Source organism: Vibrio sp. OPT20, from assembly GCF_963889365.1.
Taxonomy (GTDB): Bacteria; Pseudomonadota; Gammaproteobacteria; order Enterobacterales; family Vibrionaceae; genus Vibrio; species Vibrio splendidus.
This window is the reverse complement of record NZ_CAWPOA010000106.1, coordinates 57,063-72,440: the sequence shown is the minus strand read 5'-3', so window position 1 is coordinate 72,440 and position 15,378 is coordinate 57,063. Positions and strand designations below refer to the sequence as shown.

Here is a 15,378-nt window from a genome sequence, read left to right as displayed (position 1 = left end):
GTATTGTTGAACAAATAAAAACGGCGCTCAATGAGCGCCGTTTTTGTATTCTAATTCAAGCTCTAAAAATTATAGAGACTCAGTGAACGTACGTGCGATAACGTCACGTTGTTGTTCAGTCGTTAGAGAGTTGAAACGTACAGCGTAACCCGATACACGGATAGTTAGCTGTGGGTAGTTCTCTGGGTTAGCAACTGCATCTTCTAACGTTTCACGCTTAAGAACGTTAACGTTTAGGTGTTGACCGCCTTCGATGCGTGGTGCTGCTTCGATTGCAACTTCACGGCTTTCGTAGTCGCCTAGGTCTGCAGCTGAGATAACTTGGTCAGCTTCGAAACCTGCAGTAGCAACAACACAACGAGCTTCATTCTTTTCGTTGTCTAGTAGCCAGATTGAGTTTAGTAGGTCATCGTTTGCTGCTTTAGTAATTTGAATACCTTGGATCATAACTATCTCCTAGTCCACTGAATGTGGTTTGATTATGGTGTTAACTTTCGATTTTTGTTGAGCTGGGTAATATATACCTAATATCTGTAAGGTTAACATTGATTTAAGTCAAAAAACAACCAAAAACCATATTTTTACAAAGGTGATTATATTGAGGTAAATCAATAAAACCTTTGAAAACAAAGTAATTACAAAATATTTTAAAGTATAAAAAATATTTAACAGTCTTATTTGTTGTAAGTTTACTACATTTGTTGTGTTTTTATTGAACCACAAACGATACGACCCTTTATTTATTAAGCATTCTGAAAGTGTAAAGTGATTTAATGACAAACAATAATTCATCCTCAAAACCTCAAACCAATATTAAGTTTATTGGTGCTCATGTGTCTGCTGCTGGTGGTGTTGATCAGGCGCCAATGCGCGCAAGAGAGATCGGTGCCAATGCTTTTGCGCTGTTTACCAAAAACCAAAGACAGTGGGCAGCAAAGCCGCTGGAAGCGAAAACCATTAGTGCGTTTAAAGCCAACTGTAAGATGTTGGGCTTTAGTGCTGAGAATATTCTTCCTCATGACTCCTACCTTATTAACCTAGGAGCACCAGAAGAAGAGAAGCTAGAGAAATCACGTGCGGCTTTTATTGATGAAATGGAGCGTTGTAACCAACTAGGACTCACGCTTTTGAATTTTCATCCTGGGAGTCATTTGAAGAAAATCTCAGAAAGCGAATGTTTGGCCAAGATCGCTGAATCGATCAACTTGGCTCACCAAGCGGTGCCTGATGTAATTGCAGTGATTGAGAATACCTCAGGGCAGGGGACTAATCTGGGTTGGAGATTTGAACACCTAGCAGAGATCATCGACCAAGTAGAAGATAAGTCGCGTGTCGGTGTGTGTTTAGACACTTGCCATACGTTTACGGCCGGTTATGACTTACGAACAAAAGAAGCGTGTGAGCAGACTTTTGCTGAGTTCGAGCGCATTGTGGGTATGCACTATCTAAGAGCAATGCACATCAATGATTCAAAAGCTGAGTTTGCGAGCCGAGTCGATCGACATCATTCTTTAGGAAAAGGCGAAATTGGCTGGGATTGTTTTGAATATATTGCCTCGGATTCTCGCTTTAATGGTATCCCTCTTATCTTGGAAACCATTGATTCGAAGATCTGGAAAGAGGAAATTCAACAACTTAGAATGTTCCATCGCTCAGCAACGGCAGTGAGCGAAGAAGCGTAATAATAGAGGGGGAAATTTATTTCCGTCTATTTCTAAAAATTGGCACCTTTCTTTCATAGTACTAAAGTGAATATGTAGTTCACGATGTCTTACAGGAGGTGCCTTTATGTATTCAATCACCCAAACTTCAACTTCAACTTCAATTTCAACTGTTGCTGTCGCCAGCCGTTTACCGACACCAAACCGTCACGTGCATAGTCATGGCCACCATCGTACACAGCAAAAAAGTGGTTAATCGAGATAAACACAACTTGAACTGATTATTATGATTCATCAACAAGTGAACCCTACACATCATGTTTATTGATAGCTGTATGAGGTATAACTAGAGCCTTATTTAGGACAGTTAGCCGATACAGCTATTTTTTTGTCTGGTGAAAGCCACTAGAAACCTTGATGATTGGGAAGTAAAACGATGAGCGCACCAAAGAGTTGGGAATCCATTATTAATGATGAACGTGATAAAGCGTACTTTCAGAGTGTTCTCGCTTTTGTAGAACAGCAACGTAATAGTGGGAAAACCATCTACCCTCCTCAAGAGCAAGTGTTCAGTGCTTTCGATATGACGCCTTTTGAGTCTGTACGCGTGGTTATCCTTGGGCAAGACCCTTATCACGGTGCCAACCAAGCTCACGGCTTAGCATTCTCTGTGCTGCCTGGCGTTAAAATCCCACCGTCTCTGCGTAATATGTACAAAGAACTCGCACAAGATATAGAGGGCTTTGAGATCCCTAGCCATGGCTACCTCGACACTTGGGCATCTCAAGGGGTGTTAATGTTGAATACGGTACTAACCGTAGAAGAGGCAAAAGCACACTCACATGCCAAGTGTGGTTGGGAAACCTTTACCGATACCATCATTGCTGAGCTAAATCAGCGTTCTGAGCCGATCATCTTCTTATTATGGGGCGCGCATGCCCAAAAGAAAGGCCAAGCCATTGATGCAGACAAGCACCATGTGTTGACTGCACCTCATCCATCGCCATTATCCGCCCATCGTGGCTTCTTTGGTTGTCAGCATTTTTCAACAACCAATAAGCTGCTTTCTTCGATGGATCAACAACCTATAGATTGGCGATTATCAACAGAGTTGTAGGTTGGTGGTTTTCTGAGCAGAGTCAAATCATAAATGAGCATCTTCGTATACACTTATAAATAGTAGGTGTAATGGAGTGCAATACTATGATGATTGAAAGGATAAGACGAGAGCATGGCTATATGGCTCGCTTGCTCGCGATACTCAACAATAAGTTAGAGCATTTAAAACAAGAGCGAGAAATAAACTATAGCTTGATCGCAGAGGTGGTTCATTATCTCATGAACCATTCAGATAAGGTGCATCACCCGAAAGAAGACGTTATTTATCGTTACTACCTCAAGCAATATGGCAGCGATCAAATGATTGAAGACTTGGAGCTGGAACATCAATTGCTTTCTGAGAAAACCGCGGACTTTTTAGGTGTGGTCGATATGATCCTCCAAGATGCGGTTGTTCCTCAGCAAGTCTTTATTGAGCAGCTTGAAGCCTTTGTTAAAGCTCAACGAAAGCACATGGAATATGAAGAGAAGCATGTGCTACCGATGATTGTGAAGGCATTCACGGTCAAAGATTGGCAAGAAGTAGAGTCTCAATGGCTTCAACCGGAAGACGACCCTGTCTTTGGAGAGACAATTGCCGATCAGTACCGCCAACTTGCGGCTCGTGTTCGACAGAATGAGCAAGAGTGCGTGTAGCCCGTTGTCGTATTGAAACGCTGCTATTATTAGGCGCTCTCTATTAAGACGCTCGCTTTCAAATTGTGCTCTAAATCGAAGAGTGGTTTCATACAATAAAAAAGGCACCTGTATAGGTGCCCTTTGCTATCTGATTTATTGTCGTGCAGATTAAAGCTTTATATCATCAAGGCTAAAATCGAGACCGAGATTCATCTCTCTGAGCTCTTTCTCAAGCTGTCTACGATCGTTGATTGCCTCGATTTCACGCCATTTACGCTTGAGTGGTTTCGAGCGAGTTTTTTGAGTTGCACGAGGCATTTCTAGTTCTGATAGTTCATCGAATTGAAAGCTATCCATAAGCCATATCTCCTTCCGTGGGAATCGTTCTTACGAACCATTAAATATCATATTTAGGTTCACAATAACCTTGATTTGTTTCTCATTTGTTTCAAATCTATGAAGGTTTTGTTCTGTTTTCTTATGCATGCTCACACATTGTGGGGATTTTTATGTACAAAAAACAAGCAAACAAACCTAAGTAAACGATTAAATTAGGGGTTATGGAATGTTAATTCATTGTGCGAATGGAATGGTATTTTTACTACACTGCATTTAAGTGCGTATTGCGCCGTGCGATAGCGGGTTCTCATTGCCCTAGAAAAAAATACAGATCTTCACTATACCTTGTAAAACCTAGGCTGACGTCATCTTTATAGGATGTCGTTCTTGTTTTGGTGGTGCCTTAGTTGTTGTTGATATTATGTCCCGATAATGTGACTTTTATTGGGCTGTATTGTTGAAAATTGTGTTAACAAAAGGTGTGTTATTAGTGAAATGTCATTTTAATATAAATGTATTTGCATATTGATTTTTAGGCCATCTCGCTGCATTATCCGCCCGTCAAAAAATACACTGATACGTAAAATGGATGCATGAAGCGACATTTACAATCTAGATCGCAACAAATAAATATAAATCTAATGCCGACACAACTATTGACACTGGCATAGGTGATCTAGAGGAAGGCTCGGAAGCAAGATCGGTGCTTAAACTCAATTACGAGGTTCACGTGACAGACTTAATCAATTTGATGAACGATCTCCTTTGGGGATCTATCTTAGTTTACTTACTCGTTGGTGTGGGTATCTACTTCACTGTACGACTAGGCTTCATTCAATTCCGCCATTTCGGCCACATGTTCTCTGTTCTTAGAAACAGCCGTAAAGCAGACAGTGCTGGTATCTCTTCTTTCCAAGCTCTTTGTACTAGTCTTGCTGCTCGTGTAGGTACAGGTAACATGGCAGGTGTTGCTGTGGCATTAACCGCCGGTGGCCCTGGTGCTATCTTCTGGATGTGGCTAATCGCCATGCTAGGTATGGCAACATCATTTGCTGAAAGCACACTAGCACAGCTATACAAAACGCGTGATAACGACGGTAACTACCGTGGCGGCCCTGCATACTACATGGAGAAAGGCCTAGGTATGCGTTGGATGGGGGTTCTATTCTCTATCTTCCTAATCATCGCATTTGGTCTAGTATTCAACGCGGTTCAAGCGAACGCGATTGCAAGTGCAATGAACACGGCATTCGACTTTGAGCGTGGCTACGTTGGTGTTGGTATCGTAATTATCTCTGCATTCGTTATCTTCGGTGGTATCCGTAAGATTGCCCGCACTGCAGAAATCATTGTTCCAATCATGGCACTGGCTTACTTAGCTATCGCTATCTACGTAATGCTAATGAACATTGAGAAAGTGCCTGAAGTTCTGGCTCTTATCTTCAAGAGTGCATTCGGTCTGCAAGAAGCAGCAGCGGGTGGCCTAGGTTACGCGATCGCACAAGCGATGATTAACGGCATCAAACGTGGTTTGTTCTCGAACGAAGCGGGTATGGGTTCTGCGCCAAACGCAGCAGCTTCTGCTACGCCTTACCCACCACACCCAGCATCACAAGGTTATGTGCAAATGCTAGGCGTGTTCATGGACACGATTGTTATCTGTTCTGCAACAGTAGCCATCATCCTGATGTCTGGTGAGTATGTACCACACGGTGAAGTGACGGGTATCGAACTAACGCAACGTGCACTAACGGCACAAGTAGGCGAATGGGGTGGCATCTTTGTAGCGGTAGCGATTTTCTTCTTCGCTTTCACTTCAATCATTGCAAACTACTCGTACGCTGAAACGAACCTTATCTTCCTAGAGCACAACAACAAGAAGGGCCTAGTGCTGTTCCGTATCGTTGTACTGGGTATGGTTATGTTCGGTTCTCTCGCGACACTGCCAACGGTATGGGCATTGGCTGACGTATCGATGGGCCTAATGGCGATTGTGAATTTGGTAGCGATCATCTTGCTATCGGGTATCGTGATTAAGCTAGCGAAAGACTACAACCGTCAATTAGACGCGGGTAAAGTACCAACGTTCGATGCGGATGATTTCCCAGAGCTTAAAGCTCAATTGGAAGATGGTATTTGGGTTAACAACAAGAAGAAGTAATCTTGTTGGAGTGATTCATCACTCATCCTAAAATCATTAGAAAGGCTAAGGTTTCGACCTTAGCCTTTTTCTTTGCCTGCGATTTCTATCTGTTTACAATTTCTATCTGCCTGCAGTTTTTCTTGGTGAGTGATTTTTGCTTTGTCTGCGATCTTTTCTTTGCAAGCGACCTTTTCTTTGCAAGCGATTCTTCTTTGTCAGCGACTTACAGCTAGATCTGTCTATCAAAGTAATAGGAAGAGTCATAAAGACAAGTTGATGTTTTTTCTATACTCTAGCTGCATCCAGTTAGATAACCGATTAGGGTAAAGTTATGTTAGTTGTCGTTTCTCCAGCCAAGACATTAGATTACGAATCACCATTAGCGACTGAGCGCTTCAGCCAGCCAGAGTTTGTTGAACACTCTGCAGAGCTTATTGAAGAGTGCCGCAAGCTGACACCTGCTGATGTTTCAGCTCTGATGAAAGTAAGCGATAAGATTGCTGGGCTGAACGTAGCGCGCTTTGAGCAATGGAGCGAGACCTTTACCCAAGACAACGCACGCCAAGCAATTCTAGCCTTTAAGGGCGATGTGTACACTGGCCTAGATGCTGAAACACTGTCGGACGATGATTTTGACTACGCACAGAATCACCTGCGTATGCTTTCTGGGTTATATGGCTTGCTTAAGCCGTTAGATCTGATGCAGCCTTACCGCCTAGAGATGGGCACACGCTTAGCTAATGAGCGTGGCACTAACTTGTACCAGTTCTGGGGCAACATCATCACTGATAAGCTGAATGAAGCGTTGAATGCTCAAGGCGACAATGTATTGATCAACCTTGCATCGAACGAATACTTTAAAGCGGTGAAGCCGAAGAGCCTTGATGGTCAAATCATCACGCCAGTGTTTAAAGACTGCAAGAATGGCCAGTACAAGGTGATCAGCTTTTACGCGAAGAAAGCGCGTGGCATGATGGCTCGCTACATCATTGAGAACAAAATCGATTCAGTGGAAGCGCTGACCAAGTTTGATACCGCGGGTTACTACTTCGTGGAAGAAGAGTCGAACGCGAAAGAGCTCGTCTTCAAGCGTGAAGAGCAAAACTAGTCACTCTTGGTTAATTTGTCACTCTTGTTAATTAGTTACTCTCGGTTTGAGTTTGAGTTTGAGTTTGAAATTAGAGGCCTAGTTATTTAGCCTAATAACGAGCCAGACAATAATAAACCAGACAAAGAAAAGCCCCATGCAGATAACTGCATGGGGCTTTTTATTGAATCATTGAAAGGCGGTTAGATTACTTGTTCTTAACGGCTTTCTTTTTCTTAGCGATTTTCTTTTTCTTAGCAATTTTTTGCTTCGCTACCGCTTTCTTGTCTTCTTTCTTCGGTTTCTTCTTCTTCGTTACCGCGGCTTTCTTATGTGTTGGGCGCATGCCTTCGATGAAGCGTTCTTTGATCGCATCTTCAGTGTAACGAGCCACACGTTCAATCATTAGCTGATCGTGCGCTTCAATGATAGAAACCGCGTTACCTTTCTTACCTGCACGAGCCGTACGGCCGATACGGTGAAGGTAGACATCTGCTGTACGCGGCATGTCGTAGTTAATAACGTGGCTCACATCTGGAAGATCGATACCACGAGCTGCGACGTCAGTTGCCAGCAGTACGTTGATAGAACCATCGCGGAAACGAGAAATCGCGTTGTTACGACGATCTTGAGGCATTTCACCTTGAATCCACACACATGGAATCTGTGCACTTTCTAGTTGAGCTCGTAGCTCACCTAGGCGATCACGCGTCTTCAAGAAGATGATGCTGCGTTCAGCTTGCTCTGTGATGATATGTTTTAGGATATTAAGCTTGTGCTTAGCTGAATCGGCGCGGTGATACCATTGAGTGATCTTCTTACGTTCACGCAGTGATGATTTAGCATCGATCTCTGCTGGGTTTTTCAGTAGATCTTCAGTGAAACCTTCAATGCCTTTACCTTCTAGTGTTGCTGAGAAAAGTAAAGTTTGTTTACGCCAGCGACACTCTGCAGACAGACGGTCAACAACAGGGCCAAAGCCCATGTCTAGCATACGGTCTGCTTCATCCAGAACTAACCATTCAATCGCACGACAGTCAAAACGCTCACCTTCAATGTATTCCATCAGACGACCGGGTGTTGCCACCACGATATCTTGGGTTGTACTTAAGATGTCAGCGTGCTCTTGGTACATCACACCGCCCGTGATCGTAAAGATGTTCAGGCTGGTGTATTTAGCAAGCTCACGTGCTTGTTCGGTGATCTGCATTGCTAGTTCACGCGTTGGCGTTAGGATAAGCATACGTGCAGGGCCAGATTTCTTACGTGGGAAATCCAGTAGGTATTGCAGTGCTGGCAATACAAATGATGCTGTTTTACCAGTACCTGTTGGCGCAGAAGCCAAAACGTCTCTTCCATCTAACGCTTGCGGGATTGCTTCAGCTTGTATCTGTGTTGGGCGTTCGTAGCCCATTTCGTCAATTGCTTTAAGCAGCTCTTGGTTTAGATCGAGTTCTGCAAAGGTTCTGATCACTGTTGTTTCTCCACAAGCAATAAATGTTTCTGCCTCAAAAAGCAGACGATAAAAAAGAGTAGTCGGACATTATAGAAGCATTAGTGATTAGGATCACATGGTATTTGCTACATCTTGAGATAAAAATCTTTAGTAAGGGCAATAAATGCCTCGCTATAACCGCCATCGTGATGGATCGTAAGCGATTCACGCTGCAAATCTTGCTCACAAACAGGATCTTTAGACAATTCAAACAGGACTCGAATTGCCGATTTTCTGTCTGTTGTTTTCACATCAAGGCGCTTTGCTAGGTACCAACCACATTGTTGGGCAAGCTTGATGAAGCCTTCTCCCTCGGTCGTCGGCAGTATAAAACTGGCTGTGGCGGCATCCGTCGTTATCTCGAAACAACGCTGAGCAAGCTCAAGGTGATCCAAGCTATTGGTGTGCCTCGCGGTGGCTCTCTGGCTTTGCTGTGCCTGCTCTCCAGAGTTGAAGTAGGGCGGATTACAAATTATTGCATCAAATCGTTGCGAGAAATCCGTGGTTAACACGCTGCCATGATGAAGGGAGATGCGATCTTGCCAAGGCGACTGCTCAATATTGACTGTGGCAGCATCAATGGCGTGCTGATCAATATCTATCGCAGAGATTGAAGCATCCTCAAAACGCTGCACAGCCATCAAGGCCAACAGACCTGTTCCTGTTCCAATATCGAGTACACATGATCTTTGTGGCAGGCTTACCCACGCGCCAAGTAACACGCCATCGGTACTGACGGGCATGCCGCTTTGTCCTCCGTAAATCGAGAATTTTTTGAAATTGAAGCTTTTGGTTTCGGTTTTTTTATCTTTCATGAATGTTCTGGATATCGATATATTTTAAGTGATTAGCTCTAATGTTAATTAATTGTATGGCTCAATGTTCTATTTGAGAGTTCATTGTTGTTAATTATGGTTAGCTTATAATTATGGCAATATTTCCATATCTAGTGGAATCCACTGCTTTTGGTTCTCAAATGCAAATTTATATGGTGTTTTTTTGTGGTGACTTGCAGCTAGCCAAGTGTTTCGTCATTATGCGCGACTATTTTATAGATTGATTGGCAGCTTCTAGCTGTAACATTCACGTAAGCACAACATAAATTCATAAATATAATTAAGGATTATCTGTGAAACAGAGTCTAAAACTAACAGATATAATGGCATTGGGCTTTATGCTTTTTGCGTTTTTCTTAGGTGCGGGTAACATCATCTTCCCACCTCTTGCTGGCCAATTAGCTGGTGACCACTTTCTTCCAGCGATGTCTGGTTTCCTGCTGACCGCCGTTGGTCTGCCGTTAATCACTATCGTCGCAGTTGCAGTGGCTGGTGGCTCTTGGGGTCATCTAACCAAAGATCTTCCAAAGCGAGCTGCAACTATCATGGCTGTGCTGATCTTTATCATCATCGGTCCTGCATTTGCTGCGCCACGTACCGGCCTTGTTGCTTATGAGATGGCGGTGAAACCGTTCTTCATCGATGCCTCTCAAGCTCACCTCACTCTTTTTTCGATTGCATTTTTTGTGGTAGCGATGTTCTTCTCATGGTCGCAAGGTAAGCTTATCGACGTAATCGGTAAGGTACTGACACCTGCACTATTTGTTGGTTTGGTTGTACTGGCAGTTGCTGTGTTCGTTAACCCACAAGGCGACATTCTTGCGGCTCACGGTGAGTACATTACTCAGCCACTGACCAAAGGTTTCCTTGAAGGCTACAACACCATGGATACGTTTGCTTCATTGATGTTTGGTATGCTGATTGTTGATGCGATTCGCAGCAAGGGCATTACTGATCGTGCAGCGACGACTAAGTACCTTATCAGCGCAGGTTGTATTGCCGCGGCTGGTCTAGCGTTTGTTTATATCTCTCTGTTCTTCTTGGGCGCAACAAGCGCAACAGTCGCAGCGGGTGCGGACAATGGCGGTGCTATCTTAAGCCTTTACGTTCAATCACTGTTTGGCCCATCAGGTCAGCTAGTGCTTTCAGTGATCGTATTACTGGCGTGTCTAACAACGGCGATTGGCCTTGTTTCAGCATGTTCTGATTACTTCAGCTCGCTAACGCCTCTGTCTTACAAGACTTGGGTAATCATCAACGGTGTAGCTTGTGCAACCGTAGCGAATGTTGGCCTTTCTCAACTGATTTCTCTGTCTGTTCCAGTACTGTTTGCATTGTACCCAGTCGCTATCGCGTTGGTTGCTCTGACGTTCTTGCGTAGCCGTTTCCCTAATCCAAAAGCCGCTTACCGTGTGGTTGTATTAGTGTCTCTACTGTTTGCTCTTATTGATGGCGCTAAAGTAGCGGGTGTAGATGTGTCTGCACTTAAGATGCTGCCATTGTTCGAGATCGGTATGGGTTGGTTACTTCCAACTGCTGCAGCAATCATCTGCATGTTCTTTGTTGGTAAAGCAACAGAACAAGAGATGGCTGAAGAGACCGTTTAATCTTCCGTTGAGATTAGATTGTCCTTCGAGATGAAATAGAAAAGGCCTCATTACTTCGCAGTAATGAGGCCTTTTTGTATCTAATCGATGATGTTTTTTCTGCCTGAAGCTCTTAGTTCTTAGTTCTTAGCCCTTAGTTCTTAGTTCTTAGCTCTGAACTCTAAGGAAGCAGAACTTATAGCTTTTCGCTGTACTCGACGAGGACTTGTTCAACCCAAGTTGCGATACGTTCGTCGCTGAGTTCGTACTGTGAATCTTCATCCAGAGCCAAACCAACAAACTGAGACTTGTCTTCTGTTAATGCTTTAGATGCTTCGAATTCGTAGCTGTCATCGTTTGGCCAGAAGCCGACAAACTCAGCGCCTGCGGTTTTCAATTCATCATGCAATAGACCCATCGCATCTAGGAACCATTCACCGTAGCCCTCTTGGTCACCTAGGCCAAACAGAGCAACCACCTTACCTTTCATTGGCGTTGTTGCGATGTCTTCCCACAACTCATTCCAGTCTTCTTGAATTTCACCGAAATCCCACGTTGAGATACCAAGCAGTAAAAGGTCGTAGTCCGCCATAAAAGAAAGAGGGGTTTCTTTCACGTTATGGATATCAACTAGGTCTTCACCAATAATGCCGCGAATTTTCTCTGCTGCCATTTCGGTATAGCAGGTGGTTGAGCCGTAAAATAAACCAATTTTCATAGCAAACGTTCGATTTTAATTTCAGATGGCGAATTCTAACCATAAATCGACTTCGATTGCAGCGATTATCCGCTCAAGTCGTAATTTTTATGGCATTCATATTTGCTCTGACATACTCTCAAAATAGTTTCCAATATTGTGAGTAACACTATGCAGTCGCCTCAAGGGCAGAGCGCAGACCACGGTCTCGTTGAGCAGTTTTTAGATGCTATGTGGATGGAGCGAGGGTTATCGGAGAATACGCTTGTCTCATATCGTACCGATTTGTCCAAGCTTCTAACGTGGATGGAAAAGAACAATTACCGCCTCGACTTTATTAGCCTTTCAGGGTTGCAGGATTATCAAGGCTGGTTAGCCGACGCCGATTTTAAGCAGACTTCCCGTGCTCGCATGTTGTCGGCGATTCGTCGCTTGTTCCAATACTTGCACCGCGAGAAAGTGAGAGGCGATGATCCGAGTGCATTGTTGATCAGCCCTAAGCTGCCACAGCGCTTGCCAAAAGATTTGAGTGAAGAGCAAGTTAATGCATTGCTAGAGGCTCCTGATCCCAATGACCCTATTGAGCTTCGCGATAAAGCGATGCTTGAGTTATTATATGCAACTGGTCTTCGTGTTACCGAGTTAGTCAGTTTGACCATGGAAAATATCAGCCTAAGACAAGGCGTGGTGCGTGTTATTGGTAAAGGCGGTAAAGAGCGCTTGGTGCCAATGGGCGAAAATGCCGTGGACTGGATTGAGACTTTTATTGAACAAGGTCGGCCACAACTGCTCGGCGAAAACAGTTCTGATGTGGTTTTTCCGAGTAAACGCGCCAAGCAAATGACCCGTCAGACGTTCTGGTATCGTATTAAGCATTACTCGGTTGTTGCTGGTATAGATACAGAGCTATTGTCACCACACGTATTAAGACACGCTTTTGCGACTCATTTACTGAACTATGGCGCAGATCTCAGGGTCGTACAGATGTTGCTTGGGCATAGTGACTTATCGACAACCCAAATTTATACTCACGTGGCGACCGAAAGGCTGAAGCAAATTCACGCGCAGCATCACCCACGTGCTTAAATCCATTTATTTTTAAGGTGAACTTAATGAGCGTATTACGCCGTCTTCCTCTATTAGTGCTTCCTCTCATGATTACTGCATGTAATGCATCAGAAGCGAAAGTAGAACAAACATCAACAGCCGTAGAAGTTGCTCCAGCTCAAGTTATTGATACAGCAGCGTTAACTAAGCGTTTTGAAAAAATCGGTATCAAGGTAGAGAAGATCGTTCCTTCAGACATTGATGGCCTATTAGAGATTCAAACTAACAGTGGCATTATCTTTTCTTCTCCAGAGGGCGATCACTTTCTAGCCGGCACTCTTTACTCTCTGGATGATAACGGCAAATTCAGTGACGTTTTGGCTGAGCGTCAAGCTCCACTTAATGCTGAAAAGGTGGCGGCGATGTCGGATACGGTTATCGAATATAAAGCTGATAACGAAAAGTATGTTGTGACGGTATTTACTGACATTACCTGTGGCTACTGTGTTCGTCTGCACAGCCAAATGCAAGGCTATAACGATCTAGGTATTACCGTTCGTTACATGGCTTACCCACGCCAAGGTGCGACAGGACAAGTTGCCGATCAAATGGCGGCAATCTGGGCTTCAGATGATCCAAAAACAGCCATGCACGATGCTAAAGTAAACCGTCAAATGCCAGCGTCTGGTAAAGACCTAGCAGAGCAGAAGCAGATCATCGCCAAACAATACCAATTGGGTCGTGAGCTTGGCATCAATGGCACACCTGCTATCGTACTAGCAAGCGGTGAGTTGGTGAGTGGTTACTTACCGCCAGCACAACTTCTTCAACGTTTAGAGCAATAATATCGTTTCTGTATTGCCAATTTATCCCCCATGTTTTTGATTTAAGGAGTGGCCTGATTAATATCAGGCCCATTTTTATATGATAGAGATCCAACGCCGTCCTGAGGTCGACACTTCAGTCTTACCTGCTCACTTACCTGACTTGTTAAAGCGCATTTATGTGAGTCGCGGAATCGACAGTGCTGACCAACTAGAGACAGCAGCGAAAGGCTTGCACTCTTATCAAAAACTGGGCGGCATTGATGCTGCGGTTGAATTGTTGTTCAAAGCCATTCAGCAGCAAAAACGCATCATCATTGTTGGTGACTTTGATGCCGATGGCGCAACCAGTTCGGCGTTGTCTGTGCTTGCTCTGCGTATGTTGGGCAGCTCTAACGTTGATTATCTAGTACCAAACCGTTTTGAAGATGGTTATGGCTTGAGCCCTGAGGTTGTCGAACAGGCGATCGAACTTGGTGCTGAAGTGATCATGACAGTCGACAATGGCGTCTCTTCGATTGACGGTGTCCGTTTCGCTAAAGAGAAAGGGCTAGACGTTCTGGTTACTGATCATCACTTGCCGGGTAATGAACTGCCAATCGCCGATGCGATGGTCAATCCGAACCTAGAAAGCTGTGCATTTCCTTCAAAAGCGCTAGCGGGTGTTGGTGTCGCCTTTTATCTGATGATGGCGTTGTGTGTTTACATGCGTAAGTTGGGCTGGTTTGCTCAACACGGTATGACAGAACCCAAGTTGATGGAACTGATTGACCTAGTGGCACTGGGTACTGTTGCGGATGTGGTTCCACTTGATGAAAATAACCGAATCTTGGTGCACCAAGGGCTACAACGCATTCGTGCGGGCAAAGCGCGCCCGGGTATTCAAGCCTTGATTGAAATTGCTAAGCGAGACGCTAAGCGATTGGTTGCCTCCGATTTTGGTTTTGCGCTTGGTCCACGTATCAATGCGGCTGGCCGATTGGATGATATGTCGTTTGGTGTTGAGCTGCTAATGAATAACAACATCCATGCCGCGCGTCGAATGGCCAGCGAGTTAGATGGCTTGAACCAAACACGTAAAGAGATCGAAGAGGGCATGAAACAAGAAGCGATGGCTTTTTGTGAGCGCCTTGAATTTGGTAAAGACGATTTGCCTTCTGGTTTGGCGCTGTTTCAACGTGATTGGCACCAAGGCGTAATCGGTATTCTCGCTTCGCGTATCAAAGACAAATATCACCGCCCAGTGATCGCATTTGCTGATGGTGGTGAAGGCAGCATCAAGGGTTCATGTCGTTCGATTCCAGGTTTGCACATGCGCGATGCGCTAGACAGAATCGATACTCAAAACCCTGGCTTGATCTTGAAGTTTGGTGGTCACGCAATGGCGGCCGGTTTGACCATTATGGAAAAAGACTTCGAGCGATTCAGCAAGATGTTTGATGACGTTGTGCGTAAAGAACTCGGTGAGACGGCACTTAAGGGCATTATCTTGTCTGATGGTGAGCTGTTACCTGAAGAGTTCTCAATGCACACCGCTGAAACGTTGCGTTCTGGTGGTCCTTGGGGACAAGCGTTCCCTGAACCCATCTTCGACGGTGAGTTCAAAGTACTGCATCAAAAGTTGGTCGGTGAAAAACACCTTAAATTGATGCTAGAACCTCTATACAAAGGCCACCCAACCAACGTGATGATTGATGGTATTGCTTTCAATGTTGATTTACGTCGCTGGCCAGATGCGTCCGTGAAAACGGTTCATCTTGCATTTAAGCTCGATATCAACGAGTTTCGTGGCAACCAATCGTTGCAGTTGATGGTTGACCATATTGAAGCCAAATAGTTGAAGCCAAATAGCGTTATCGTTCACTGAATGATGTTCATCATTTAGCCCCAAATTCAACAAGCTCTGTTCAAAAACAGGGCTTGTTT

The 15,378-nt window shown here is 44.4% G+C and carries 14 protein-coding genes; 9 read left to right on the top strand and 5 right to left on the bottom strand.

All coding sequences use genetic code 11. The features are described from left to right. Nucleotides 1-69: 69 nt before the first annotated feature. On the bottom strand, nucleotides 70-447 hold the full coding sequence (gene grcA / locus AACR09_RS22190; protein ID WP_004734998.1) for an autonomous glycyl radical cofactor GrcA: 378 nt from the start codon (nucleotides 445-447) through the stop codon (nucleotides 70-72). 326 nt (nucleotides 448-773) lie between these two features. On the opposite strand from grcA, the gene nfo reads away from it, so the two are divergent. The 3 genes from nfo (at nucleotide 774) to AACR09_RS22175 (ending at nucleotide 3,416) form a co-directional block, all read left to right on the top strand. Beyond that, nucleotides 774-1,682 (top strand): deoxyribonuclease IV, encoded by a 909-nt coding sequence (gene nfo / locus AACR09_RS22185; RefSeq protein WP_193835714.1) that lies wholly within the window; start codon nucleotides 774-776, stop codon nucleotides 1,680-1,682. A 415-nt stretch (nucleotides 1,683-2,097) separates the two neighbouring features. Beyond that, nucleotides 2,098-2,778: a uracil-DNA glycosylase gene (ung, locus tag AACR09_RS22180; RefSeq protein ID WP_193835713.1), complete on the top strand. Its 681-nt coding sequence runs from the start codon at nucleotides 2,098-2,100 to the stop codon at nucleotides 2,776-2,778. A gap of 86 nt (nucleotides 2,779-2,864) precedes the next feature. Continuing rightward, complete coding sequence (locus tag AACR09_RS22175; protein WP_004735001.1) at nucleotides 2,865-3,416, top strand: hemerythrin domain-containing protein; 552 nt, start codon at nucleotides 2,865-2,867, stop codon at nucleotides 3,414-3,416. Between the two features lie 150 nt (nucleotides 3,417-3,566). On the opposite strand, the gene AACR09_RS22170 is transcribed toward AACR09_RS22175, so the two are convergent. Next, complete coding sequence (locus AACR09_RS22170) at nucleotides 3,567-3,755, bottom strand: DUF3545 family protein (RefSeq protein WP_004735002.1); 189 nt, start codon at nucleotides 3,753-3,755, stop codon at nucleotides 3,567-3,569. Between the two features lie 712 nt (nucleotides 3,756-4,467). On the opposite strand from AACR09_RS22170, the gene AACR09_RS22165 reads away from it, so the two are divergent. Together AACR09_RS22165 and yaaA are read left to right on the top strand one after the other, a co-directional pair. Next, complete coding sequence (locus AACR09_RS22165) at nucleotides 4,468-5,898, top strand: alanine/glycine:cation symporter family protein (RefSeq protein WP_017084788.1); 1,431 nt, start codon at nucleotides 4,468-4,470, stop codon at nucleotides 5,896-5,898. A 313-nt stretch (nucleotides 5,899-6,211) separates the two neighbouring features. Further along, nucleotides 6,212-6,988 carry a peroxide stress protein YaaA gene (gene yaaA, locus AACR09_RS22160; RefSeq protein WP_017084789.1) on the top strand — a complete coding sequence of 259 codons (777 nt, stop codon included), beginning with the start codon at nucleotides 6,212-6,214 and terminating at the stop codon, nucleotides 6,986-6,988. A gap of 187 nt (nucleotides 6,989-7,175) precedes the next feature. Here the strand turns inward: yaaA and srmB are convergent, their stop codons facing one another. After that, nucleotides 7,176-8,441 carry an ATP-dependent RNA helicase SrmB gene (srmB, locus tag AACR09_RS22155; protein WP_004735005.1) on the bottom strand — a complete coding sequence of 422 codons (1,266 nt, stop codon included), beginning with the start codon at nucleotides 8,439-8,441 and terminating at the stop codon, nucleotides 7,176-7,178. A gap of 107 nt (nucleotides 8,442-8,548) precedes the next feature. Further along, nucleotides 8,549-9,277 (bottom strand): tRNA1(Val) (adenine(37)-N6)-methyltransferase, encoded by a 729-nt coding sequence (locus AACR09_RS22150; RefSeq protein ID WP_193835712.1) that lies wholly within the window; start codon nucleotides 9,275-9,277, stop codon nucleotides 8,549-8,551. 314 nt (nucleotides 9,278-9,591) lie between these two features. Here AACR09_RS22150 and brnQ point away from each other — a divergent pair, with 314 nt between their 5' ends. After that, nucleotides 9,592-10,905 carry a branched-chain amino acid transport system II carrier protein gene (gene brnQ, locus AACR09_RS22145; protein ID WP_017077715.1) on the top strand — a complete coding sequence of 438 codons (1,314 nt, stop codon included), beginning with the start codon at nucleotides 9,592-9,594 and terminating at the stop codon, nucleotides 10,903-10,905. Nucleotides 10,906-11,080: 175 nt separating this feature from the next. Here the strand turns inward: brnQ and fldB are convergent, their stop codons facing one another. Continuing rightward, nucleotides 11,081-11,602: a flavodoxin FldB gene (fldB, locus tag AACR09_RS22140; protein WP_004735008.1), complete on the bottom strand. Its 522-nt coding sequence runs from the start codon at nucleotides 11,600-11,602 to the stop codon at nucleotides 11,081-11,083. Between the two features lie 150 nt (nucleotides 11,603-11,752). On the opposite strand from fldB, the gene xerD reads away from it, so the two are divergent. The 3 genes from xerD (at nucleotide 11,753) to recJ (ending at nucleotide 15,289) form a co-directional block, all read left to right on the top strand. Next, nucleotides 11,753-12,667, top strand: a complete 915-nt coding sequence (xerD, locus tag AACR09_RS22135) for a site-specific tyrosine recombinase XerD (protein WP_004735009.1) — start codon at nucleotides 11,753-11,755, stop codon at nucleotides 12,665-12,667. A gap of 26 nt (nucleotides 12,668-12,693) precedes the next feature. Further along, on the top strand, nucleotides 12,694-13,473 hold the full coding sequence (locus AACR09_RS22130; protein WP_004735010.1) for a thioredoxin fold domain-containing protein: 780 nt from the start codon (nucleotides 12,694-12,696) through the stop codon (nucleotides 13,471-13,473). A gap of 79 nt (nucleotides 13,474-13,552) precedes the next feature. Continuing rightward, nucleotides 13,553-15,289, top strand: coding sequence for a single-stranded-DNA-specific exonuclease RecJ (recJ, locus tag AACR09_RS22125; protein WP_193835711.1), 1,737 nt, complete (start codon nucleotides 13,553-13,555; stop codon nucleotides 15,287-15,289). Nucleotides 15,290-15,378: the final 89 nt, after the last annotated feature.